Raw genomic sequence first — 25,632 nt, forward strand, 5'->3', positions numbered from 1 at the left:
TACCACTGTATGGATTCTATGTTAGAAAAAATAAAATCTTGTTAGTATGTCAGTATTATTTAAAGCTGCTTTAAAAATATACTGATATACAAACAATGTTAGTGGAAGAAATACGTGCAATTTTAAAAAGGTTGAATTGGCTGGTTCTGTTTCTTCATATTTTCTTTAATTAAGTTAACTTAGAAGGTGATGGAAATAGTTACGATTAAAGATATAGCAAAAGTAACCGGCTTTTCTCCTTCAACGGTATCCCGAGTGATTGCTAATAATTCGAGGATAAGTGAGGAGACAAAAAATAAAGTAAGAGCAGCAATGGATGAATTAGGTTATCATCCTAACCTGACTGCCAGAAACTTGGTAATACAGTCAACAAAAACGATCGGCGTAATAATGCCTTCTTCAGCGGACAAGTCTTTACAAAATCCATTTTTCACGGAAGTTTTAAGAGGAATAGGTTCTTATTTTCACCAAAAACAATTTTCGATACTTTTATCATCCGGACAGACGGAACAGGAAAAGTTTGAAGAAATTGAAAGAATGGTTTTAGGAAAGTATGTGGATGGAATAATATTACTTTATTCCCGCTTAAATGATTCGGTGGTGGATTTCTTAAAAGAAAAGAATTTTCCTTTTGTTATGGTAGGAAAGCCTTCAGGGGATAAGGATGAAATTGTTCATGTAGACAATGACAATGTAAAAGCAGGAAAAGATATTACGACGTATTTAATAGAAAATGGTCACAGAAGGATTTCTTTTATCGGCGGTGCCGCTGACCTCGTTGTAACCATTTATCGACAAAAAAGCTATGAAATGGCGTTAAAGGAAGCTGATATACCTATATTGAAGGAGTATACGATCCATACAGAGTTTCTAAAGTCTGGTGGCCGGCAAGCTGTTGAACAAATTTTAGGGCTTGAACTAAAGCCGGATGCAGTTGTTGTAAGTGATGATTTAATTAGTGTAGGTGTTATTAGCATGTTGGAGGAATACGGGCTCAAAGTTCCCGAAGATATCTCTTTAGTTAGTTTCAATAACATTTATTTTTCAGAGATTATAAAACCAGCATTAACAACGGTTGATATTCAAATTTATGAGCTCGGTGTAGAATCGGCCAAAGCAATTATTCAAATGTGTACGAATCAAAAGCTAAGTAAAAAGCGAATTATTATTCCGCACCATATTGCTTACCGGGATTCTGTTTGTTTAAAGAAGTGAATAAAAAATGTTGGCAGAGCTATTACCAGCATTTTCACTTCTTTAATAAGAGTATATAAGCTAAAAAAGGAAAGTAATTATACGATCAGTCTATCAAACTAAATGAGAAAGGAAGTGCAACGATGAACATCGTAGTATGGAACGAAAACCGACACGAAAAAACAAATGAAACCGTTGCCTCCATTTATCCAAAAGGGATTCATGGAGCAATCGCCGGCTTTTTATCAGAAGCGGAACACGACGTAACAACCGCAACCTTAGACGAGCCGGAGCACGGTTTATCAGAAGAATTGTTGAACAACACAGACGTCCTTCTCTGGTGGGGACATATGGCACATGATGAAGTACAGGATGCTATTGTAGAGCGTGTGAAACAGCGTGTGTTAGAAGGCATGGGATTAATCGTTCTTCACTCCGGTCATTTCTCAAAAATCTTTCAATCTCTTATGGGAACAGGCTGTGATTTAAAATGGCGCGAATCAGATGATACAGAACGTGTCTGGAATGTCGATCCATCGCATCCGATTGCCAAAGGAATCGGGGAGTATTTTGAAATTGAAAAAGAAGAAATGTATGGAGAGCATTTTGATATTCCGGCACCAGACGAATTAATTTTTATCAGCTGGTTTACTGGTGGGGAAGTCTTCCGAAGTGGAGCGACATTCAAGCGTGGCAGAGGAAAGATATTTTATTTCCGTCCTGGTCATGAAACCTATCCGACGTATCATCAGGTGGAAGTCCAACAGGTGATTAAAAATGCTGTGGAGTGGGCGAAAAATCAGGATACGCCAAAGCATACGTATGGGAATTATCAGCCTATTGAAAAATAAATCCAGGTAGAGAGGAAGATGAAAAATGAGTTTAAAAATAGCAGTTATCGGATGTGGAAGTATCGCAAAACACCGTCATCTGCCGGAATATGCTGCCAATGACCAGGTGAAAATCACAGCAGTTTGTGATATTGTTCAGGAACGTGCAGAAGCAGCAGCGGAAAAATATCAAGCAAAAGCATATACAGATTATAAAACATTATTACAAGAAGAGAATATAGATGCTGTCAGTGTTTGTCTGCCCAATTACTTACATGCTCCGGTCAGTGTGGATGCCCTGAATGCCGGTAAACATGTCCTTTGCGAAAAACCAATGGCAACCTCTACAGAAGAAGCAGATCAGATGATTGAAGCTGCAGAACAAAATGGGAAAAAATTAATGATTGGGCATAATCAGCGCTTTGTTTCCTCGCATCAAAAGGCCAGAGAGTTGATTGCATCGGGAACAATTGGCAAGGTCTACAGCTTTCGTACAGCATTCGGGCATGGCGGTCCAGAAGGATGGAGTGCAGACGGAAAAGAAAGCTGGTTCTTTAAAAAAGGGGAAGCATTCATAGGAGCTATGGGGGACTTAGGCGTACATAAAGCAGATTTAATCCGTTATCTATTACAGGATGAGTTTGTAGAAGTTGGCGCATTTGTGGAAACAAGTGCGAAACAAAATACGGATGTAGATGATAATGCAACCCTGATTCTTAAATCAGAAAAAGGTACGATTGGCACGTTAGCAGCAAGCTGGGCTTATACTGCAAAAGAAGATAACTCCACGGTTATTTATGGGGAGAAAGCTACATTACGTTTAGAAGATGACCCAACCTATTCCTTAGTAGCCCAATATGCGAATGGCGAAACAGTAAAATATGAACTTGGTGCGATTCAGTCCAATGAGGAAGGCGGACAGACAACAACACATGTGATTGATCATTTTATTGATTCCATTTTAAATGATACTGCTCCATTAATTGATGGGATGGAAGGAAAGAAATCCCTTGCGATTATTTTAGGAGCTTTAGAATCGGTGGAAACGAAAAGAATTTATTTATTGGAGAAGTGACGCATCATGAAAAGGTTGAAAATGGGGCTGATTGGCGCGGGAGGAATTGCGGAAAACCGCCATATTCCCGCCTATCATGCGCTAAGTGAACAAGTAGAAATCACAGCAGTACAGGACGTGAATCTGGTCCGTGCGAAAGAAGTCGCAGAAAAATATGCGATTCCCAATGTATTTGAGAATTATTTAGAGTTATTGAACCATGTTGATGCTGTAACGATCTGTACACCAAATAAATTTCACGAAACCATCGCGGTTGCCGCTTTAAATCAAGGAGTTCATGTTTTATGTGAAAAACCGATGGCAATGAATGCGGATGAAGGAAAGCGGATGTTGGAAGCGGCCGAAGCAAATAACAAACGATTAATGATTGGCTATCATTATCGCTTTGTCGATTCTGTGATGCTGGCAAAAGAATCGATGCCGGAAGTAGGAACACCTATCGTTACACGTGTGCAAGCTTTGCGGCAGAGAAAAGTTCCAGGTTGGGGTGTATTTATTAACAAGGACCTTCAAGGTGGCGGAAGTTTAATTGACTGGGGATGTCATTTATTGGATACGGCACTTTGGCTTGTGGCCCCTTCCAAACCGACAGAAGTCAATGCACAAACCTATCAGTGCTTAAGCAAGCAGCCGGATCAGGTCAACGAATGGGGAAGCTATGATCATGAAGCGTTGGATGTGGATGATCATGTGAGTGCGTATATCCGTTTTGATAACGGGAGTACCTTGTTATTTGAATGTTCCTGGGCCGCCAATATTAAAGCAGATAAAACACATATTTCGATAGCTGGAGAAAATGGAGGGGTAAATGTCTTTCCTTATGAATTTTATCAGCCGAAGTATCAAAGAATGATGGAAACGAAAACAAAAACGACAGGGGATCAAGAGGAAGCCGCATTATTGCAGGCGAAGAATTTTATCGATGCCTGTTTCGGAAAAGATACACTGAAAAGCAATCCAAAGGATGCGCTTTTAGTAACGAAAGTCATCGATGCTATTTATGAAAGCAGTGAAAAAGGAAAAAGCATATTCATAGACTAGAAGACTAGAGGAGGCTAAAAATGAAACTGGGTGTATTTACGGTTTTATTTGCAGATAAAAAGTTGGAGGACATGCTGGATAATGTAAAAGATGCTGGATTGGATGCGGTGGAAATAGGAACTGGCGGTAATCCCGGAAATGCTCATTGTCAAATGGATGAGCTGCTGGAAAATAGGGAGAAACGAAAGGAATTTAAAGATAAGATAGAATCACGCGGGTTAACAATTAGTGCATTCAGCTGCCATGATAATCCGGTATCTCCAAATAAAACACAGGCGAAAGCAAGTCATGAGACATTTATTAAAACCGTACGTTTGGCAGAAATGCTGGATGTTCCAGTTGTTAATACATTTTCCGGAACACCTGGCTCCAATGAAGATTCAAAATATCCCAATTGGCCGGTAACACCCTGGCCAACGGAATACTCCGATATTTTAAAGTGGCAATGGGAAGAAAAGCTGATTCCATATTGGAAAGAGCAGGGGCAATTTGCAGAAGATCACGGCGTTAAAGTTGGATTGGAGCTGCATGCCGGTTTTCTTGTCCATACACCACATACCATGCTGAAGCTGCGGGAAGCAACCAATCATGCAATTGGTGCCAACCTTGACCCGAGTCATTTATGGTGGCAGGGTATCGATCCGGTTGCAGCAATAAAAATTCTTGGAAAAGCGGACGCCATTCATCATTTCCATGCCAAAGATACGTACATTGATCAGGACAATGTGAATATGTACGGGCTGACTGATATGCAGCCTTACGGAGAAGTACAGACACGTGCCTGGAGCTTTCGTTCTGTAGGTTATGGACATAGTATGCAAGAATGGACCAATATTGTCAGTGCGCTTCGAACATATGGCTATGACTATGTGATCAGCATCGAGCATGAAGACCCAATTATGTCTATAGAGGAAGGTTTTCATGCCGCAGTCAAGAACTTAAAGCAGGTAAATATATCAGAACCTCCGGCTGCGATGTGGTGGGCTTAAAATGCGTGTTCAAAAAGTGCGATAAATAGGGCCAAGAAGTTCAAGCCAACGCAGAAATTCGCCGTGTCATTTTTATTGGACTTTTTGAACTTCCTCTTAAAATAAAATGAACGGAAATATATTCTATGTCCCAGCATAGAATATATTTTTGTCTTTACATGATAAGGAAGAATAATAAAATACTCCTAGATCCATTTAGCTGTCCTTTCTTATCAATAGCGATTATAATAGATGTGAGTATGATTTTTCAGATGAATTCGACTTTTCTGTTTTTAAAATATTTGAGAGGATCTGGTATCTTCATATCGGGAGGTTTACCTGTTCAGTTTTTACATAGATTATATTTGCTGCTTTATCGCTCGCTTTTAAGATGAAGTGAAAAATATCCATAAATTATTCAGGGAAGGAAGTTGGAATATGAAAAAAATATGGTGGAAAGAGGCAACAGCCTATCAAATTTATCCAAGAAGCTTTATGGATTCAAATGGAGATGGGGTCGGCGATTTACAAGGTATTATTTCCAAATTGGATTATTTAAAGGATTTAGGAATCGATGTTATCTGGGTAAGTCCTGTCTATCAATCTCCCAACGATGATAACGGTTATGATATCAGTGATTATCAAGCAATTGCAGGGGAATTTGGAACCATGGCAGACTTTGATGAGCTCCTTGAAAAAGTACATCAAAAAGGGATGCGGCTGATTATGGACTTAGTTATTAATCATACTTCCGATGAACACCCTTGGTTCATCGAGTCAAGGTCGTCGAAAGATAATCCATATCGGGACTATTATATATGGCATCCTGGGAAAAAGAATGGAGAGAAGCCAAATAATTGGGAATCTATTTTTGGAGGATCCGCCTGGAAATATGATGAACAGACAAAAGAATATTTTATGCATATTTTTTCTAAGAAACAGCCCGATTTAAATTGGGAAAATGAAGCGGTCCGCATCGATTTATACAAAATGGTTAATTGGTGGCTGGATAAGGGAATTGATGGTTTTCGTGTAGATGCGATCTCACATATTAAAAAGAAGCCAGGCTTTCCGGATATGCCGAATCCGAAACAGAAAAAATATGTTCCTTCCTTTAAAGGACATATGAATCAGGACGGTATTCATGCGTTTTTACAAGAGTTTAAAAAAGCAACGCTGGATCACTATAATATTATGACCGTCGGGGAAGCGAATGGTGTGAAGCTCTCCCAGGCAGATGACTGGGTTGGTGAAGAGCGGGGCGTATTTGATATGATTTTTCAATTCGACCATCTGAATCTGTGGGGCCGTGAAACAGGTAAAGGACTTGATTTAGAAGAACTGAAGGACGTATTCACTACGTGGCAGAAAGGGCTAGAGAATGTCGGGTGGAATGCATTATTTTTAGAAAATCATGACCAGCCGCGTTCTGTTTCCAGCTGGGGAGATATAGTGCATTATCATGCAGCATCTGCAAAAGCATTTGCACTGCTCTACTTTATGATGCAGGGGACACCGTTTATTTACCAGGGCCAGGAAATAGGGATGACCAATGTTCCGTTTGAATCGATTGAGGAATATGATGCCATCGATGCTAAAAATTATTACAAGGAACAGTTGGAAAAAGGCGTTTCGGAAGAACAAATTCTAGCAACATTAGCCAAGACGAGCCGAGATCATTCCCGGACCCCCATGCAGTGGTCCAATAGAGAAAATGCCGGATTTACAACCGGTAAACCATGGATTAAAGTAAACCCGAATTATACAGCGATCAATGTAGAGGAGCAGCAGCATCGTACAGATTCTATTTTGAATTTTTATAAACGATTGATTGCCTTACGAAAGCAAGAACAAGGTCTTATTTATGGAAACTACGAGCTTGTGATAGAGAGTCATCCCGATATTTATGCTTACACGCGGACATATCAAGAAGATAAATGGCTTATTCTAGTAAATGTTTTTGGAAAAGAAACGGAATATGAATTACCAGAGAGTTTGAAGGAGAAACTATTAACATTGTTAATCAATAATTACGAAGAGGAAGTACAGGGAAAGCTTAAACCTTATCAAGCTGTTATCTATCAAGTTAACTAAAGAAAAACAGGCTATGCGTGCGATTTGTGCACGAGCCTGTTTTTCTTTGCGTGATAGAAAGTTAAAGAAACTTTGCCAAAGTTCCTCACATCCTTGTGTGAGTGTCGACATGAACAGACTTTTGTGTGAGTTTTTCTCAATGGTAATCAATCCATTGTAAAATATTTGTCAATGAATGCGAAATTAACTTTGCGATAGACTTCATAATTTATGAATTTTACCGATATTAAAAGTAGGTACAATGGAAAGCGGGAGGATACATATGGATAAATCATCAGTCATAGGGTTAATATTAGGCCTAATTGCTATTGGCGTAGGGATGGTATTAAAAGGTGCGGAACTAAGTGCTTTGCTTGAGCCGGCAGCATTTCTTATTATTTTAGTAGGTACAGCAGCAGCTGTTACCATTGCCTTTCCGGGAAGTGCGTTGAAAAAAATCCCGGCATTATTTAAAAAATTATTTTTTGAAGAGAAACAAACCGATTCGAAAGAGTTGATCACCTTATTTATGGATTGGGCAGATCAAACACGTAAAGAAGGTCTGCTTTCTTTAGAAAACCAAGTAAATGAAGTGAATGATCCCTTTCTTTCATCCGGTTTGCAATTAGCTATTGATGGACAGTCACCCGATTTTATAAAAGATGTCATGATCGAAAAAATAGAAGCCATGGAGCAGCGGCATGAAGAAGGAGCTGCTATTTTTACACAGGCTGGTACATATGCACCGACATTGGGAGTACTTGGAGCAGTAATTGGATTGATTGCAGCGCTTGCTGATATGTCCGATATTGATGCGTTGGGACATGCTATTTCTGCAGCCTTTGTTGCGACCTTGCTTGGGATTTTTACAGGTTATGTATTATGGCATCCATTTGCTAATAAACTGCGTGAAAAGTCGAAACAAGAAGTGCTGCAAAAAGAATTAATTGTTGAAGGAGTCTTATCTATTACGACAGGGGATTCCCGATTAATCGTACAGGAAAAATTAGGGTCTTTACTTTCTTCCAAAGAGCTGGCAGAACTGCAGAAGAGGGATAGCGATGGCTAGAAGAAAAAGAAAGAAAAAACAATCACATGTAGATGAGTCTTGGCTGCTTCCTTATTCTGATTTATTAACGTTATTAGTAGCGTTATTTATTGTTTTATTCGCTTCCAGTGATGTTAATGTGGAAAGATATTTCCAGCTTGCCAATGTGTTTCGTGATGAACTATCATCCGGGTCAGGAACAGGTCTCTTAGATTATGAATCAGAACCAATTCCGCCAAGTATGGAAGAAGGACGGGATGATGGGGATCATATGGAAGATGATGTAGACGATGAGGAAGGAAGCGAAGAGGAATCTTTAGATGAAGCAGATCTGGAAGGAGAACAAGAACTTCTTAGGCTCAGGCAGGTTCAGGAAGAAATTAATGTATATATAGAAGACGCGGGTCTTACAGAAGAGTTTGGAACGGAATTAACAGGAGAAGGGCTGCTTGTTACGATGCGTAATGATATCCTATTTGATTCTGGAAGCGCAGTGGTTAAAACAGAGGGAATTCAAGTTGCAGAGGATGTTTCTCAAATTTTGCATACAGAACCTCCGCATCAGGTTGTTATCAGTGGCCATGCTGACGATGTTCCGATTCATAACGCAGATTTTGATTCAAATTGGGATTTAAGTGTGACACGTGCTATGAACTTTATGCAAATTCTAATGCAAAATGAAGACCTTGATCCAACGCTATTTAGTGTGAAAGGTTATGGAGAATTTGAACCGGCTTTTCCTAATGAATCAGAAGAAGACAGGGCAAGAAATAGACGTGTAGAAGTGTTGGTTTTGCCTAATTATGAAATTAATGTGCCGGAAGAAATAAATGAGGATTAGAATAGAGGGGAAATCTTATGGATACGCAACAATATTTGGATATTTTCTTAGATGAGAGCCAAGAGCATTTACAGTCAATTAATGATTTTATATTGAAATTGGAAGAAGATACTTCTAATTTGGAGTATGTACATGAGATATTTCGCTCTGCACATACGCTGAAAGGTATGGCAGCAACAATGGGGTATGATGATATTGCCTCATTGACGCATAAAATGGAAAACGTATTGGATCTGATTCGCAATGAAGAATTGGTGACAAATACGGAAATTATAGATACGTTATTTTTAGCGATTGATGACCTGGAAGATATGGTTGACTCTGTACGGAACGGTGGAGATGGTCAAAAAGATGTCAGTGAACATGTTAAAAAGCTGGAAGCGATTGAAAAAGGAGAAACTATTTCTGAACCGGCAGCAGCTGTAGCTGTTGAGGAAGCTGAAGATATAGAAGATCATTTTAAAGCTTCTGATTTAGATGAATTTCAATTAACGGTGGTTCAGCAGGCAAAAGAACAAGGGATGGCTCCTTATGATTTAAAAGTAACGTTTGAATCAAGCTGCATTTTAAAAGGTGCCAGAGCATTTATGGTTTTTGAAGTATTGGATAATGCGGGAGAAATTATCCGTACTTCCCCAACAATTGAAGAAATTGAAGAAGGAACATTTGAATCAGGATTCACACTTTTGTTTCTGACAGACCAGGAGCCGGATGAACTTATCAAAGCGGTTAAGAATGTGTCAGAAGTCGAAACGGTTGAAGCGAATGTTATCGAAATAGATGAAAATGCGCTCCCTGATAAGGGGCAGTCAGAGAAAAAATCAACAGAGAAGGAACCTGTTCAAACAGATGAAAAGCCTGTAATTGAAAAAGTGACGGAAGTACCGGTAAAAAAATCTGAACCAAAGAAAGAAGCACCGAAAAACAAGGATACTGCTCAAAATAACGGAAAGAAAACAGCCTCTAAAAATATTCGGGTGAACCTCGATAAAATTGATAATCTCTTGAATTTATTTGAAGAGGTTGTTATCGATAGAAGCCGTTTAGAAGTGCTTGTTTTGTCAATAGATAACGGAGATTTAAGAGAGACGGTGGAACATTTAAGCAGGGTAAGTTCCGATATGCAATCTCTGATTCTTGCAATGCGAATGGTTCCAATCGAACAGGTTTTCAACCGTTTCCCTAGAATGATACGCCAATTGTCCAAAGATTTAAATAAAAAAATTGCCCTGGAAATAAAAGGGGCAGAAACAGAAGTGGACCGTACTGTAATTGATGAAATTGGTGATCCGCTTGTTCACTTAATCCGTAACTCCTGTGACCATGGAATTGAGAGTCCAGAGAAAAGAATTGCCAATAATAAGCCGGAGGAAGGGAAACTGACATTACGTGCTTATCACAGCGGAAATCATGTTTTTGTCGAAATTGAAGATGATGGGGCTGGAGTTAATAGAGAGAAAGTGTCAGAAAAAGCGATTGAAAATAATATTATTACCTCCCAAGAGGCCAAGGAACTTTCAGATGATCAAGTTGCAGCGTTAATTATGAGTTCCGGATTCAGTACAGCAGATACGATTTCTGATGTGTCAGGACGGGGAGTAGGGTTAGATGTTGTAAAAAATAAGATAGAAGCTTTAGGGGGTAAGATCTCTGTCACAACAACGACTGGTAAAGGAAGTATTTTTTCCATACAGCTCCCTTTAACGTTATCGATTATTACAACGATGCTTGTGCATATTCAGAAGGAAACCTTCGCGATTCCGTTAACTTCTATTTTAGAAACGATCATCCTTCCTAAAGAGAAGATTATGTGTGCACAAGGTGCAGATGTCATTGATTATCGAGGTAAAATTATACCTGTTTTGTTCTTAGGAAAGGTGTTAAAAGTTCCAAATTATGACACAGAAACAGATCGTTACTCTACCGTAATTATTAAAAAAGGCGATAAACTGTTAGGCCTGATTGTTGATGAATTAATTGGACAGCAGGAAGTTGTCTTAAAATCACTTGGGAATTACCTTGGAGAAGTATTTGCCGTATCAGGGGCGACTATTTTAGGTGATGGAGAAGTTGCTTTAATTATTGATCCCAATGCACTCATTGATTAAAAAGTATTTGCAGAAAAGGGGGAAAGTGAATGGATACAGATAAACATATTATATTTAGATTAAAAGAGCAGACCTTTGCTGTCCACGTTCAGCAAATTGTTTCCATAGAGCGGGCATTATCTTTAACAGAGGTGCCACGTACACCAGGTTTTTTAAAAGGTGTTACAGAGATGCGTGGTGTTATGACGCCTATTATCGATTTACGTGAACGCTTGGAGCTCGGCGGCGTTGAAATCACGGATCAAACGAGAACGCTCGTTGTGCAAGTAGAAGATATGCAAATTGGTATGGTCGTTGATCAGGCGACAGAGGTAAAGGATATACCAGCTTCCTTTATTAAACCGGCACCGAAGCTTGTCGGCGAGATCAATGATACATTTTTATTAGGTGTAGCAACAATTGATGATGAACTTATATTATTATTAGACTTAGAGCAAATCATTCAGTTCACCGAAAAGAATCAGCTGAAAGAAATAATAAACGATATTGATGAATCAGGAAAATCTATGGAAAGCTAATCTTTTAAAAACACTTAATTAGAAATATCTGATTAGGTGTTTTTGTCTATTAACGAAAAAAGAAGTATTTCCTGGGAAATATAATAGAATAATTTGTAGAAATTTATCACGGAGAACCGCCCGTAAAACCCCCGCTTCAAGATATGAGTAAAAATATATTTCTAAGCAGGAGCCAGGTCAGATGGTAACGACCAATTCGTTCGGGCAACAGGAGGACGTTTCACGTTGTAAGTGTATACTCCTTCTTATTTGAATAAAATGGAAATTAAAGCGGCAACGAAAAAACATGAAGTTTCTGCGGGAAAATATTCCTGTAGAACAAGTTTCGTTTTGTTGGTCAAAATAGAAGGATTTCCATTATACTTAAATAAGCTAACAGAGAAATGAGGAATAGAGTAAATGACAAAATCTATTAAACTAATTGCCCTGGATATGGATGGAACATTATTAAGCCCGGAACTTCATGTATCCAGGCGTAACCAAGAAGCAATTCAAGAAGCATTAAATCAAGGAATTCATGTTGTTTTAAGTACTGGACGCGGCTTTAACACCTGTTATCCATATGCAGAAGAACTTAACTTACAGTCCTTCTTGATCACAGCTAATGGTGGTGAAGTTTGGACAGTAGAAAAAGAACTGCTCCGGCGGAAACTCCTGGCTACAGATGTAGTAGAGAAACTATACCAAATCACAGAAGAGGTAGGAACACGTAAATGGATGATTTCCACAGAAAAAGTCTTTCAAGAGGATGAAGTTGTAAATATTCGTGATTACCAATGGTTAAAATTTGGTTGTGCTTCTGAAAACTTAGATAAATTGCGGGAAGTTCAGAAAAGGCTAATGGAATTTGATGAATTGGAATTAACAAACTCTCTGCCTACTAATATTGAAATCAATCCTAAAGGAGTGAGCAAAGCAAGCGCTTTGGCATTTCTCGGTGAACGTACAGGTATTTCCATGGAGGAAATCATGGCAGTAGGTGACAGCCTGAATGATATGAAAATGATTCAAGAAGCAGGTGTAGGTGTCGCTATGGACAATGCACAGGAAGTAATAAAAGAAGCAGCTAATGCTGTAACTTCCAGTAATGCAGATGATGGCGTGGGGAAAGCAATCGAAAAATTTGCTTTAAAATAATGGGTTCACGTGTGCTTACAAAAATACAACAAAGAGAAATCGGACAGTTTTACAATCAGTACTGTCCGATTTTTGTATAACTTATCATGAAAATGAAACCAAAACATAAAATAAAAAGAAGAGCATTTCACTTTTAGAGGAAGTTCAAAAAATCCAATAAAAAGGACACGGCGGAAAAAGGAACTTCTACTAAGATCGCCCACGTCCTGTGGGCAACGTAGAAGTCACCGCATCCTGCGGAAGTGCGTTGGCTTGCTTTTCCGGTGGGACTGCGATTACTCGCCCCATCAAAAGCGCTACTCATGTATGTAAAAGCACAGAGGAACTTCTGTTAAGACCGTCCACGTCCTGTGGACAACACAGAAGTCATCACATCCTGTGAAAGTCCGTTCCTCAAAGCTACGCCGCCTTGAACTTCCGACGCATAGGACGTGCTAGTGTCGGTGTTGCGACAACGCTTTTCGATGGGGTGAGTAATCGCAACCCCAGGACGTCGCGTTCTTAACCGACTTGGTCCTATTTATTGGACTTTTTGAACACGTACTTTAAAGAAATACAGTATATAGAGTTGTAAAGTGGTACAAGCTATTAATAGGAGTAAACGAATGAATTTTAGAAAATAAAGGGATTATTATTGAAAAAAGTTAGAAAAGTTGTTATGCTCAAAAGTTTCACTCTTTCAAGTTTTAGCGTATACTGTATATAAGGAAGGGAGATGCTATAATGTCTTTTTCGCGTGGACCTAAAGAACCTGTACCAGAGGTTGAAACAAACGTCTGGTCATGCACTCAAGAAGATTGTCAAGGATGGATGAGAGAATCATTTAGTTTTGAAGCTGAGCCGAGCTGCCCTTTATGCCAATCTGAAATGGCAAAAGAAGTTCGAGTAATTCCTGAATTGAAGTAAATAGTATCTCTATTATTTGCTATGATAAAACGTAATTAAGGTTCAGCTGGGCTGTTATTGCCCACTGAGCCTTAACTTAAGTTTATCACGGAGAACTGCCCAAAAAACTCCCGCCACCAAATAAAGAGAGAAAATAAATTTATTTAGGTGGGAGATAACGGGCGCTAACTCCCTGAATCACTTAGGCTTATTCAGTGGGAGAAAAGAAAATCTCCCACTGAATGAAGTTTTGTTTTATCAGGAGATATAGTGCTCTAATTTTTCTTTAAATGAATACGTCTTGTAATAAGGAAAATTACGAGCGCTTATGCTGTGAAAACCTCTGTATTTACATATGCGGAGGTTTTTACGTGTAAAAATTAAAAAGTTGAAATTATTGTAAAAGTATAATAATATTTGCTATACTATCAATAACTAATTAATATTAGTTTAACACTAAAATGTAATCGCTTACAGATAAGAGGAGGAGTTTAAATGAGGTATGCTAATCCAAATACAGAAGGTGCTATTGTAAACTATGAAAAGCGTTATGATAACTTTATTGGTGGAAAGTATCAGCCACCGATAAAAGGAAATTACTTTGAAAATACAACTCCGATTACAGGTGAAGTCTTTTGCGAGATCGCTCGATCAACAAAAGAAGATGTGGATGCGGCCATTGATGCAGCACATGAAGCGAAAGATGCATGGGGGCAAACATCTGTGGCAGAGCGAGCACTTATTTTAAATCGTATTGCGGATCGCATGGAGGAGAATTTAGAAAAATTAGCAGTAGCCGAAAGCTGGGAGAATGGAAAAGCCGTTCGTGAAACCTTAGCAGCAGATATTCCATTGGCGATTGACCATTTCCGTTATTTTGCAGGAACAATTCGCGCACAAGAAGGAACATTAAGCCAAATTGATAATGACACCGTTGCTTATCATTTTCATGAGCCGTTAGGAGTCGTCGGGCAAATTATCCCTTGGAATTTCCCGATACTAATGGCAACGTGGAAGCTTGCTCCTGCGTTGGCAGCCGGAAACTGTGTTGTACTGAAACCTGCTGAACAAACACCAGCGTCCATTCATGTCCTTTTAGATCTAATTAAGGACTTGCTGCCAGATGGTGTTTTGAATATTGTAAATGGATTTGGTGTAGAAGCAGGAAAGCCGCTTGCAACCAATAGCCGTCTTGCGAAAATCGCTTTTACAGGAGAAACAACAACTGGACGTCTTATCATGCAATATGCGTCTGAAAATATTATTCCAGTAACACTAGAATTAGGAGGGAAATCTCCAAATATATTCTTTGAAGATATTTTGGATAAAGATGATAGCTTTGTAGACAAAGCTATTGAGGGAATGGTGATGTTCGCTCTGAATCAGGGAGAAGTTTGTACATGCCCGTCCCGTGCACTTGTTCATGAATCGATTTATGACCGTTTTATGGAAAAAGCGATTGAACGTGTCAAACAAATTAAAATTGGTCATCCACTAGATACGGAAACAATGATGGGGGCGCAAGCTTCTGAAGAACAATTTGAAAAAATTAAATCTTATCTAGATATTGGGAAGCAGGAAGGTGCAGAGATTCTTGTCGGCGGAGATGTGAATGAACTTGATGGAGAACTGGCTTCAGGTTATTATGTGCAGCCAACGATTTTCAAAGGTGATAATAAGATGCGCATTTTCCAAGAGGAAATCTTTGGACCGGTACTATCGGTAACTACTTTTAAAGACAAAGAAGAGGCGATGGAAATTGCAAATGATACACTGTATGGATTAGGTTCCGGTATCTGGACACGTGATATGAATACAGCTTATCGTTTTGGACGCGGAATTCAAGCTGGACGTGTATGGACAAATTGTTATCATCAATATCCGGCACATGCAGCATTTGGAGGCTATAAAAAATCCGGAATCGGCAGAGAAAACCATCTAATGATGCTGGATCATTATCAGCAGACAAAGAACTTACTGGTTAGCTATAGTGAAGGGCCGGACGGTTTGTTTTAAACGGCAGAAAATATTGATTTATCACGGAGAACCGCCCATAAAACTCTCGGGTCCAAATAAAGAGGGAAAATAAATTTATTTAGGCGGGAGATAACGGGCGCTAACCCCCTGAATCACTTAGGTTTATTCAGTGGGAGAAAAGCAAGACCTCCCACTGAATAAAGTTTCGTTTTATAGAAAGTTAGGTTAATGTTCCCCCCGTTCCCGTAAAAACGCCGGATTCAGCACAGCCTTGTACTGCTAAGGAAGAGGGAAGATTTATGTTTTTCTAAATGAACGTAACAGTATTGGATGAGCAGGAGGAGTAGCAGGCATATCATAAATATGTATGCCTGCCATGATATTAGAAGCCATCCGATATACTGTTTTCAATGAATGATACAACGAAGGAGGTAGTTTCCATGGTAGATAGAGTTGTCGCGACACAGGATGCACAGGATTTGATGGAAAAGTTAAAAGATATTCATGGGCCGCTTATGTTCCATCAATCAGGGGGCTGCTGTGATGGAAGTTCTCCGATGTGTTATCCACTTGGAGAATTGAAAACCGGCGAATCGGATGTTTTATTAGGAAATCTGCCAGGAGATATTCCATTTTATATTTCGAAGGACCAATTTGAGTACTGGAAGCATACCCAGCTGATTATTGATGTTGTTAATGGAAGGGGAGGAATGTTTTCATTAGAAGGTCCTGAAGGAAAACGATTTTTAACTCGATCCAGGGTATTTACAGAAAAAGAAACAGAAGCATTAAACACTGGCTCGTAATGAATGCAGTCTGTCAGCAAATAAGAAAAAGCATTTATTTTCCTGTTTGCATCCGTATAACGGTTGTATTCAGCCAGATGCGTAATGAAGGTGAAGTTTTCTAAACAATTAAAATTCTTTACTTGATTTTTTAAAAAATATCCGATAGAATAAATTAACAGAAAATTTAGATGTATAATCTAAATAAGGGGGGATAATATGGTTACTGTTAAAATGTTAAAGCCTTACTATGTAAAGACAGAGGAAAAATCTATCCGGATTATTTTAGCGTATCAATATTTCTCAATTATTATGAATAAGAAAGTATATCAATTTATCCCTGTAAAATCTACGGAAGTTCGTATTAATCGCAAGACGAAAAAAATTGAGAATGTTGATGATGTCTTTGCTTTTCAAAAAGGGAAGGAAGTACTGACCATTTCCATGTCACAATTAATTTCGATTCCCGGCTTTTTAGAAATGCTTCATCGAATTGCAGAATCTTACTATCTGCCAGAGGATACAGAGGCTGTTTCAGAACAACAGCGAGCTGTAGACCAATTAATATCCGAATTAGAATATGAAAATGTAAGAAGATTAATTGATAAAGCCATTGATAATGGAGATAAAGAAACGTTTTTAGAATTAACAAATACGTTAAACGGTAATTAAACTCATCATCATTTGTACAACAGCTATTTGGTAGATAATTTTTCTGCTAGATGGCTTTTTTATTTGTTAGAGTGAAGAAAAAATAAGAAAAGAGGTTGAGCATTTATGATTGCCCAACCTCTTCTATTCAAAAGTTTAATCTTTAATTTCCATCAGGATGTCCGTTGCTTTTTCAACTCCAGAACTGCGATCATTATTTTTGGTTCCTTCTACCATAATGGCAATCATTAGATCCTGATCATCTGTTGGATAGCCGATAAACCAGCTATTTTCGTCTCCGCTGTCTTCTCCGGTTAATTTTAATTCTGCTGTTCCTGTTTTCCCCGAGATAGGAAAATCAGCTTCCTCAGCAGGTTTACCAGTTCCTTCTGTGACAACGTTTCGGAGAGAGTCTTGGATTTGCTCGGCTTGTTCTTCTGTAACTAAGTCTTCTTTCCAAAACTGGCCAGTTTCTTCATCTGTTAATAATGTCGGCTGTATCATATCTCCATCATTCAGAAAAGCGGAATAAGTGGTTGCCAGATGCAGAGCGCTCATTTCAATTTCACCTTGCCCATAGCTTGTATGTGCCAGTAAATGATTGTCGTCTAACTCGCCTGAATTAGAAATGGTTGAATCTGAAACAGGGTAGGTATATGGAAATTCTTCCCCAACCCCAAATTCATGCAAGCCTTCAACAAAAGCATCTTCGCCCATTTCTATGGCCTTCATTGCAAAGTAAATATTATCTGAACGTACTAAGGCATCATCTAAATCAACAGGTCCGTCAGAGGACGATACACGTGTTACATTGTAATCTTCCCATTGCAGCCCATCAATTTCAATGCCTTCATCGTATTCAATCGTACCGTTTTTCAGTCCGATTGCACCAGTGACTGGTTTAATAACCGAACCAGGTGCAAATGTGGAGGAAGAGCGATTCAGCATTGGCTGTAATTCATCCTCCTCCATATCTGCCCAATAATTTGAAGAGGTGCCATAGAGAATATCATTCGGGTCAAAGGACGGGCTGCTTACCAAGGCTAATGTTTCTCCTGTTTTTGGATCAATCACAGCCGCATTTCCGGGTTCTTCATCAAACCCTTGAAAAACATCATCTTGAATATTAATATCAATGGTTACCGTAACATTCTCTCCGTCTACTGCTTCTGATTCAGCTAACGTTACATTTTCTCCATCTTCTTTTGCTACTTGAATCGTTGCTCCTTTTTGACCGCGAAGCTCTTCTTCAAATAAACTTTCTAACCCGCGTGCTCCAATTCTGTCAGAAGAATCGTATTCGGTCGGGTCAAGCTCTTCCAAATCCTCTGCATTGACGGAACGGAGATAACCTACTAAGTGAGCAGTTATTTCGCCTTCTGGATAAACTCTTCCATTGGTTTCACGGTAGGAAACGCCTTCGATTGCATTTAACTCCTGCACCGTATCGGAATCATCAGGAAGGATGCTTTTTAACGGGACAAATAAATCCTCTTCCACCCATTCTGCTTCGATACTGGAATTAATAGAGTCGACAGACATTCCAAGTAAGCGGGCAATTTCTTCACGTTTAGCTTCATTTTCTCCTAATTCACTCGGGATAACCCCAAATTCGTATACCGTATCATTAATCGCTAACGGCATTTGATTTTTATCAAGAATTTCTCCCCTTTCAGGGTAATTGGTAGAAATTCGAATTTCTCCGCCATCCGCAAGGTCAGGGAAGATAAAGCCGGGATCCCAATTAATTAACCAGTTGTCATCTTCGTCTTCATTTTCGATTAAAGTCAGTTCCGCCTGATAATCGAATGAAATTTCACCTGCTATTGTGTTCATACTAACAGAGAAAGGGATCGTTGCTGCGCCATCATCATATGCATTGGCGATTTCCCTTTCTTCTAATTGCTGTATATTTATTTCAATATCAGAGGCAGAAATATCATTATATAAATCCCCTAAACGCAAAGCGGAATCTTCTTCACTATATGTATCTTTTGTTTCTTCAGAAAAAAGATTATACAGAGATTCATAGTCTCCTTCTTCTACTGCTTCTGCATATTGATTTAACGTATTTGTCGGGTCGGTTTGATCTTCAGAGCACCCGGCTAACAGGGCGATAAAAAGAATTATCCATAAACTTTTTTTCAACATTTTCTAACCCCCATTAAAAAATATCTCTTTCCGTAAAGTATACCATGTTCTAAGCGTAAAATTAGAATAATAGATAGAAAGCCATAAAATTTTAAGAATATAAGTACTACATAAAAATAAGAGATTATTAGAAAAACCGGATTTGCTCATATTTTACTAGTACATGAACGTTCCGAATTCGGCGTTCCTATTCATGTGAGAAAAAACGTCACGCTGTATATACCAGGTGACGTTTTGTTTTCCCATTAGAATCAGCTGTCTGTTTGTTTGAAATCTATAAAAAGTTCTTCCGTATTAACAATTTTTTAATCTTGTTCCATATGTTCAGTTACTGTTGATTGGATACGATTAAATTCATCATCAGGCACAACATAGTACCAAACTCCACCAATCGTTTGACCGTCTCCTTCAATTTCCATTGTTTCTACATTCTTTCTTGTTCCGCTGTAATCCGTAAATAATGTTTGCAATCGTTTCATATCTAAATCCGTTTGAACATTATTTCCTAAGATGTCCAGGATATTGCCTGCTTTTGTAATGCTTGAAAAGCTGGCTGCTTCATCCATTGCAGCAACAATAACATCTCGTTGACGTTCATTTCTTCCCATATCACCGCGGCTATCTTCTTTTCGCATACGGATATAAGAAAGGGCTTCTTCTCCATTTAAATTGACATTTCCTTCATTAAAATCATGTCCATCTTGAGAAAAAGCTGTGCTGTTTTGAACAGTGACTCCACCTAAAGCGTCAATACCTTGCTGGAAACCTTCCATATTTACACGTACATAAGAATGAATTGGCAAATCAAAAGCTTCTTCCACTGTTTCCACAGATAATTCTGTACCGCCTCCTGTTTGGGCAGCTTCACCGAATGCATAAGCATGGTTGATTTTGTCCATTCCCCGGTCTGGGATATTCACATAAGTATCACGAGGAATGCTTAACATAAGCATGGAATCTGTTCTAGGATTTAAGGAGAGCAGGATCATCGTATCTGAACGACCAACATCTCCTTCACGCTCATCTACGCCCAGCAATAGAATATTAACAGCATCTGAATCATTGTACAGACGATTAATTTCATCTTGGCGCTCCGGATCATTATCTCTTTCTAAAGGACTATGCATGGATTCTACAACATTACCAATCTGGTTCCAAATAAAGAAAGCTCCGCCACCAATTACTAAAATGAAAAACAAGATTATTCCACCAACAATAAATGGCCATTTTTTTCTTTTGCGATTTCTATTATCTAATCTAGACACCAATATATTCTCCTCTATTCTTTCCTTAATTTAAACAAATTTTTACTAATTGTCAGGAAAAATAAATCTGTAATAGATTATATCGAAATTTAGGGTAATCGTCTATGCTAAAAACAAATTTTATCATACAACTTCTTCCCATAATAACTGTTTTTGAGTCAACCTAAAAGCCGTACTCATTGTTTCCTAATTTTAATGATAAGAAGACAAAGGGAAGCAAATACAATACAATGGTGTTAAAAGTTATAGGTATATAGTTTTAGAAAAGAGTAGAATTTTTAATTGCAGCTATTAATCCATTAATTTAGCTTATAAGTTAAAAAATTTAGCAAAAAAAGTAGACAAGAATTATATTTTTATATAAAATTACGTTTAATGAGAAATGTCATCGTAGAGTGCAACATTACATATTTGTATTGTAAAGTAAAGAAGTAACGATTTTGTTGAAGGAACCATGATTTTAGTAGATATTTAAGGAAGAACAGATATTTCAAGAAAAATATTTAAAGGCGGTAGATGAATGGGCAGAGAGCAAGAACAGTATCAAAAAATCTTAAAAAGAGTCATTCATGATACGGAAAATCAAAAAGTAAACTCAATGGATGAAATCATCCAATTACTTATTAAAGAATTATCGTTAAACACAAATATAAAAAGAAGTTATTAAATAAGAGCTCTGTTAGATTATCGAACAATCTGGCAGAGCTTTTTTTCTTGGAGGAGGAAGAATAAGAAAAACAATCGACTTGCTCATTCTGCAGCGAATCGATTGTTTTTCTATCAAGAGGGTGTATCTTCCACTTCTATTTCGACATATTTTTGATCAAGTAGTTCGAGTTTTGCTTGAGCATTTGTCAATTCTGTGATCCACTCTTGAAAAGCATCTGTTTCTTCTGTTTTGACATAAATCCTAAATGCTACATTTTCAAGATACTGCATATCCTCTAAAATATATTTTGATTGCTGGCGTACCTCATTTTCTAATTTACCGAGTAACGTGTATTCCACCGTTACAGAAACTCCTTGCATTAATTCTCTGCGTACGATCCCGGTCGTTTTAATTCCCTGTGTAGTTGCTGACCCATAAGCGCGGATAAGCCCGCCAGCTCCAAGTTTAATTCCTCCAAAATATCTGGTTACGACAACAGCCGTATCTTTTAACCCTTTTTTCTTTAATACTTCTAACATCGGAACACCAGCAGTTCCACTTGGTTCCCCATCGTCATTCGCTTTTTGAATATGATCTGTTTCGCCGATCATATATGCAGAACAATTATGTGTCGCATCCCGATGCTTTTTCTTGATAGACTGAATAAATTCCTGAGCCTCTTCTTCTGATTCTACTCGTTTAACATTTGCAATAAAACGTGACTTTTGAATGGTAATTTCATCTGTTCCTTGCTGTTTTACGGTATAATAATTTGATAACATGATTTTTCACCTCATTAAAAATAACTATTATGCACATATAGGGCTTTAATCACTGGACCGCCAGTGTATTACCCATGCTATTTGTCAGGGATTTATAAAGATATAATATAAAAATGACAGGATCATAAGCAATAATAATGAAATTAATTTGAAAATAACCTTATAAAACGAAAGAAAGTTACGAATAATTATAACATAGGTTGGTGAGTTTTCTGATGACATTAAGATTAAGTAGTCAAGCAATAGATCAGATTGTAGAAAATGTATTACAAATGATTGATCAAAGCAAGGATGAAGTTTTTGAAATTACGGAAGAAGGTAGAAAAGAGTATGAATACCTTTCTGAGGAATTAGAATCAACCAAAAAGAAAGTCAAAGAGTATATTCAAAAAGGAGATAAGTTAGAAAGGGAAGTCAAAAGCCATCGTAAACAGCTTGCTCTAGTCAGCAAAGATTTTAAGAAATACTCTGAAGACGAAGTACGTACGGTTTATGAAAAAACACATGATCTTCAAACGAGATTAGTCATCATGCGTGAAGAGGAAAAACTGTTAAGACAACGGCGTGATGAAATAGAAATAAGACTGACAAATCTTACACATATATTAGAACGTGGAGAAGACCTTGTGGCTAAAATGACGATCATCTTTAGTTTTATGAAGGATGATATGAAACAAATAAATGAAATGATTGAAGATGCTAGAGAAAAACAAGCATTTGGTCTGAAAATCATTGAAGCGCAGGAAGAGGAAAGAAAAAAACTTTCCCGGGAAATTCATGATGGCCCAGCTCAGATGCTGGCTAATGTCTTATTACGTTCAGATATACTTGATTATGTTGTGAAAAAAGGGTCCCCGGAAGAAGTCTCTAAAGAAATTAAGTCATTGCGGAAAAATGTCCGTTCCTCTCTACAGGAAGTTCGGAGAATTATCTATGACTTGCGACCAATGGCCCTGGATGATTTAGGACTTATTCCAACAATCCGAAAATATGCGGATAGAGTCACAGAATACCATAATATTCATGTAGAATTTATCGTGTTCGGAGAAGAAAAAAGGTTAGATACGAAATATGAGGTTGCGTTATTCCGGCTAATGCAGGAGGCGACACAGAATGTTATTAAGCATAGTGAAGCAACGGAAATTAAGGTCAAATTAGAAATTATAAAAGATAGATTAATCTTGGTTATAGCCGATAATGGGAAAGGGTTTAACCCGAATGAAAAAGATGATAATTCTTTTGGCTTAATAGGGATGAAAGAGCGCGTTGAGATGCTTGACGGTAAATTAGAAATTTTTACGGGAGAAGGAAAAGGAACAACAGTTACAATTAATGTTCCATATTCGCTAAGTTAAGTATATAATGAAAAAGAGAGACTGTAGAAAAAGGGGTCTTTTTGTAGGAAAATATAAAGTGTCTTATCTTTTTTTATGATGGCGTTGCCCGTAAATTAAGTCTTTTATTATAATAAATAGACTGAGCTGAAATGAGACAACAATATTGATATGTACTACAATAGACTTATTTATTAGAGAAAACTATCTATCTATTAATGATTTAGAAAATATCACGTTTCAATTAGTACCATTTAGTAGAAAAGGAGATATATATATGGATACACAAAAAGAAGTAAATATCGTATTAATTGATGACCACAAACTGTTTCGGGAAGGTGTAAAACGGATTTTAGAATTTGATCCGGCATTTAAAGTGGTTGCAGAAGGAGATGACGGATCTGATGCAGCTAATATTGTGAGAGATAACAATCCGGATGTCGTATTAATGGATATTAATATGCCCAAAATTAACGGGGTACAAGCAACTGCAGATTTACTAAGACAATTTCCAAATACAAAAATCATCATTCTCTCTATCCATGATGATGAAAATTATGTTACACACGCATTAAAAACGGGGGCACAAGGTTATCTGTTAAAAGAGATGGATGCAGAGGCACTTGTGGAAGCAATTAAAGTAGTAAGTGAAGGCGGCTCTTATTTACATCCGCGTATTACACATAATTTAGTAAAAGAGTATCGTCGTTTAGCACGAGAAAATACTTCCAGTTTGGCAAATAGAAATGTCGAGCATCGTAAACCGCTTCATTTATTAACGAGGCGCGAATGTCAGGTGCTTCAGCTATTGGCAGAAGGGAAAAGTAACCGTGCCGTAGCAGAATCTCTTTACATTAGTGAAAAAACAGTGAAAAACCATGTTAGTAATATTCTTCAGAAGATGAATGTGAATGATCGTACGCAAGCTGTGGTATGTGCAATTCGAAAAGGCTGGGTAGAAGTTGTTTAATAAGTAAAGAAAATGAGCGTCCTGATTTTACTCTATTAGGACGCTTTTTGGCATGATTGAAAACTACGATGGATACGATCCCCTGGTATATCATATGACGTGACTAATCTTATAACATGTTAAATATCCGCTATATGTAAAAGAAGGGAAGTATAAACTCCAATGTTGTCAGGTTAAGGAATTTTCTTAAATTTAATTCAGATAGTAATAAAACTATCTAGCGTAGTGTTTTTCCGCAGCGGTCAATTAACCTGACAACATTAGTATAACCTCTTCTCCCACCTGCGAGAAAGCATTCGATTTTTAGTAAAGTTTCGTGTAGAATAATGTCAAGTAACTACTTTTACATGAGTACACAGAAATAAGACAGCAAAGTACCAGAAAAGAAAAGGGGTAATTGCCTATGAAAGTTGCTGTTATGACAGATAGTACAGCATATATTACGCCAGAAGAACGTGAAAAATATAATATTCATATGGTTCCGTTGAGTGTCAATTTTCAGGATGGGTCCTATCGCGAGGAATTAGATATTACCACGGAAGAATTTTATCAGAAGCTTGCAAATGCTAAAGAATTACCAAGCACGTCACAGCCATCTGTCGGTGAGATTACGAAAAAATTAGAAGCTTTAGAAGAAGACTATGACGCCGTTATTACGGTTCATTTATCGAGCGGAATAAGCGGCACCTATCAGACAATGGTAAGTACAGGTGAAATGGTCGACGGAATCGATGTATATGGCTATGATTCGGAAATCAGCTGTATGCTCCAAGGTTTTTACGTGCTTGAAGCTGCGGCAATGGCTCAGGACGGAGCAGATGCAGAAACTATTATAGCGAGAATGGATGACATGAAAAAATCAGCCCGTGCTTATTTTATGGTAGATGATTTAACCAATCTCCAAAAAGGCGGAAGATTATCGAATGCACAAGCAATATTAGGAAGCCTGTTACAAATCAAACCGATCCTTCATTTTGAAGATAAGCTGATCGTTCCTTTTGAAAAAATTCGCACGAAGAAAAAAGCGATATCCCGCATCCTTGGCATGTTAGAAGAGGAAGTTCATGCAGAGAAGGAACTGCGCGTTGTGTTTATACATGGCAATGATCGTCCTTATGCAGAAAAACTCGAAGCAGACTTTAAAGAAAAGCATCCAGAAATCGAAACATCTATCAGTTATTTTGGACCTGTTATTGGTACACATCTTGGACAAGGAGCTATCGGCGTTGCTTGGTACGAAAAATAAAATAAAACTTCATTCAGCAGCAGAAAAGCTTACTGAATGAAGTTTTCTACTAAACAGATACTTTTCCCCTATTCTACGGAGGTGTTAGATCACATATGGATAAA

Annotated in this window: 22 protein-coding genes; 19 read left to right on the forward strand and 3 right to left on the reverse strand. The window is 38.0% G+C overall.

Going from position 1 to position 25,632, the window contains the following annotated elements:
* Window positions 1-195: 195 nt before the first annotated feature.
* The 15 genes from BN986_RS06230 to BN986_RS06300 all read left to right on the forward strand — a co-directional run bounded on the left by BN986_RS06230 (window position 196) and on the right by BN986_RS06300 (window position 17,152).
* A complete protein-coding gene (locus tag BN986_RS06230) occupies window positions 196-1,215 on the forward strand; it encodes a LacI family DNA-binding transcriptional regulator (protein WP_081922155.1) in 1,020 nt (339 codons plus the stop codon).
* Between the two features lie 122 nt (window positions 1,216-1,337).
* Complete coding sequence (locus BN986_RS06235; protein ID WP_040978785.1) at window positions 1,338-2,045, forward strand: ThuA domain-containing protein; 708 nt, start codon at window positions 1,338-1,340, stop codon at window positions 2,043-2,045.
* A gap of 25 nt (window positions 2,046-2,070) precedes the next feature.
* Entirely contained in the window at window positions 2,071-3,099 is a 1,029-nt protein-coding gene (locus BN986_RS06240) for a Gfo/Idh/MocA family protein (protein ID WP_040978786.1), read from the forward strand.
* Between the two features lie 6 nt (window positions 3,100-3,105).
* Window positions 3,106-4,140 carry a Gfo/Idh/MocA family protein gene (locus BN986_RS06245; protein ID WP_040978787.1) on the forward strand — a complete coding sequence of 345 codons (1,035 nt, stop codon included), beginning with the start codon at window positions 3,106-3,108 and terminating at the stop codon, window positions 4,138-4,140.
* A gap of 20 nt (window positions 4,141-4,160) precedes the next feature.
* Window positions 4,161-5,129, forward strand: coding sequence for a sugar phosphate isomerase/epimerase family protein (locus BN986_RS06250; RefSeq protein WP_040978788.1), 969 nt, complete (start codon window positions 4,161-4,163; stop codon window positions 5,127-5,129).
* A 417-nt stretch (window positions 5,130-5,546) separates the two neighbouring features.
* Window positions 5,547-7,202 carry a glycoside hydrolase family 13 protein gene (locus BN986_RS06255; RefSeq protein ID WP_040978789.1) on the forward strand — a complete coding sequence of 552 codons (1,656 nt, stop codon included), beginning with the start codon at window positions 5,547-5,549 and terminating at the stop codon, window positions 7,200-7,202.
* 262 nt (window positions 7,203-7,464) lie between these two features.
* Window positions 7,465-8,250 (forward strand): flagellar motor stator protein MotA, encoded by a 786-nt coding sequence (gene motA / locus BN986_RS06260; protein ID WP_040978790.1) that lies wholly within the window; start codon window positions 7,465-7,467, stop codon window positions 8,248-8,250.
* Window positions 8,243-9,070, forward strand: a complete 828-nt coding sequence (gene motB, locus BN986_RS06265) for a flagellar motor protein MotB (RefSeq protein ID WP_040978791.1) — start codon at window positions 8,243-8,245, stop codon at window positions 9,068-9,070. The genes motA and motB overlap by 8 nt, the downstream gene beginning before the upstream one ends.
* Before the next feature lie 17 nt (window positions 9,071-9,087).
* On the forward strand, window positions 9,088-11,178 hold the full coding sequence (locus BN986_RS06270; protein WP_040978792.1) for a chemotaxis protein CheA: 2,091 nt from the start codon (window positions 9,088-9,090) through the stop codon (window positions 11,176-11,178).
* Between the two features lie 29 nt (window positions 11,179-11,207).
* Window positions 11,208-11,696, forward strand: coding sequence for a chemotaxis protein CheW (locus BN986_RS06275; RefSeq protein ID WP_040978793.1), 489 nt, complete (start codon window positions 11,208-11,210; stop codon window positions 11,694-11,696).
* A gap of 399 nt (window positions 11,697-12,095) precedes the next feature.
* Entirely contained in the window at window positions 12,096-12,833 is a 738-nt protein-coding gene (locus BN986_RS06280) for a Cof-type HAD-IIB family hydrolase (RefSeq protein WP_040978794.1), read from the forward strand.
* 723 nt (window positions 12,834-13,556) lie between these two features.
* Window positions 13,557-13,739, forward strand: a complete 183-nt coding sequence (locus tag BN986_RS06285) for a cold-shock protein (protein WP_040978795.1) — start codon at window positions 13,557-13,559, stop codon at window positions 13,737-13,739.
* Between the two features lie 474 nt (window positions 13,740-14,213).
* A complete protein-coding gene (exaC, locus tag BN986_RS06290; RefSeq protein ID WP_040978796.1) occupies window positions 14,214-15,734 on the forward strand; it encodes an acetaldehyde dehydrogenase ExaC in 1,521 nt (506 codons plus the stop codon).
* Window positions 15,735-16,135: 401 nt separating this feature from the next.
* A complete protein-coding gene (locus tag BN986_RS06295; protein WP_040978797.1) occupies window positions 16,136-16,501 on the forward strand; it encodes a DUF779 domain-containing protein in 366 nt (121 codons plus the stop codon).
* 198 nt (window positions 16,502-16,699) lie between these two features.
* Window positions 16,700-17,152 carry an IDEAL domain-containing protein gene (locus BN986_RS06300; protein ID WP_040978798.1) on the forward strand — a complete coding sequence of 151 codons (453 nt, stop codon included), beginning with the start codon at window positions 16,700-16,702 and terminating at the stop codon, window positions 17,150-17,152.
* 135 nt (window positions 17,153-17,287) lie between these two features.
* Here BN986_RS06300 and BN986_RS06305 read toward each other — a convergent pair whose 3' ends face one another.
* The gene (locus BN986_RS06305; protein WP_040978799.1) at window positions 17,288-19,282 is read right to left on the reverse strand and encodes a penicillin-binding transpeptidase domain-containing protein; all 1,995 of its coding nucleotides are present in this window, start codon (window positions 19,280-19,282) and stop codon (window positions 17,288-17,290) included.
* Window positions 19,283-19,587: 305 nt separating this feature from the next.
* Window positions 19,588-20,547: an LCP family glycopolymer transferase gene (locus tag BN986_RS06310; RefSeq protein ID WP_316244920.1), complete on the reverse strand. Its 960-nt coding sequence runs from the start codon at window positions 20,545-20,547 to the stop codon at window positions 19,588-19,590.
* Between the two features lie 520 nt (window positions 20,548-21,067).
* Here BN986_RS06310 and BN986_RS27325 point away from each other — a divergent pair.
* A complete protein-coding gene (locus BN986_RS27325) occupies window positions 21,068-21,214 on the forward strand; it encodes a hypothetical protein (RefSeq protein ID WP_187378525.1) in 147 nt (48 codons plus the stop codon).
* A 113-nt stretch (window positions 21,215-21,327) separates the two neighbouring features.
* Here BN986_RS27325 and BN986_RS06315 read toward each other — a convergent pair whose 3' ends face one another.
* On the reverse strand, window positions 21,328-21,978 hold the full coding sequence (locus BN986_RS06315; protein ID WP_040978801.1) for a YigZ family protein: 651 nt from the start codon (window positions 21,976-21,978) through the stop codon (window positions 21,328-21,330).
* Window positions 21,979-22,193: 215 nt separating this feature from the next.
* Here BN986_RS06315 and BN986_RS06320 point away from each other — a divergent pair, with 215 nt between their 5' ends.
* The 3 genes from BN986_RS06320 to BN986_RS06330 all read left to right on the forward strand — a co-directional run bounded on the left by BN986_RS06320 (window position 22,194) and on the right by BN986_RS06330 (window position 25,528).
* Window positions 22,194-23,333, forward strand: coding sequence for a sensor histidine kinase (locus tag BN986_RS06320; RefSeq protein WP_040978802.1), 1,140 nt, complete (start codon window positions 22,194-22,196; stop codon window positions 23,331-23,333).
* A 256-nt stretch (window positions 23,334-23,589) separates the two neighbouring features.
* Window positions 23,590-24,282: a response regulator gene (locus tag BN986_RS06325; protein ID WP_040978803.1), complete on the forward strand. Its 693-nt coding sequence runs from the start codon at window positions 23,590-23,592 to the stop codon at window positions 24,280-24,282.
* A 403-nt stretch (window positions 24,283-24,685) separates the two neighbouring features.
* Window positions 24,686-25,528 carry a DegV family protein gene (locus tag BN986_RS06330; RefSeq protein WP_040978804.1) on the forward strand — a complete coding sequence of 281 codons (843 nt, stop codon included), beginning with the start codon at window positions 24,686-24,688 and terminating at the stop codon, window positions 25,526-25,528.
* Window positions 25,529-25,632 lie beyond the last annotated feature (104 nt).

It is taken from the genome of Oceanobacillus jeddahensis (genome assembly GCF_000750635.1).
In the GTDB taxonomy this organism is placed as follows: domain Bacteria; phylum Bacillota; class Bacilli; order Bacillales; family Amphibacillaceae; genus Oceanobacillus; species Oceanobacillus jeddahense.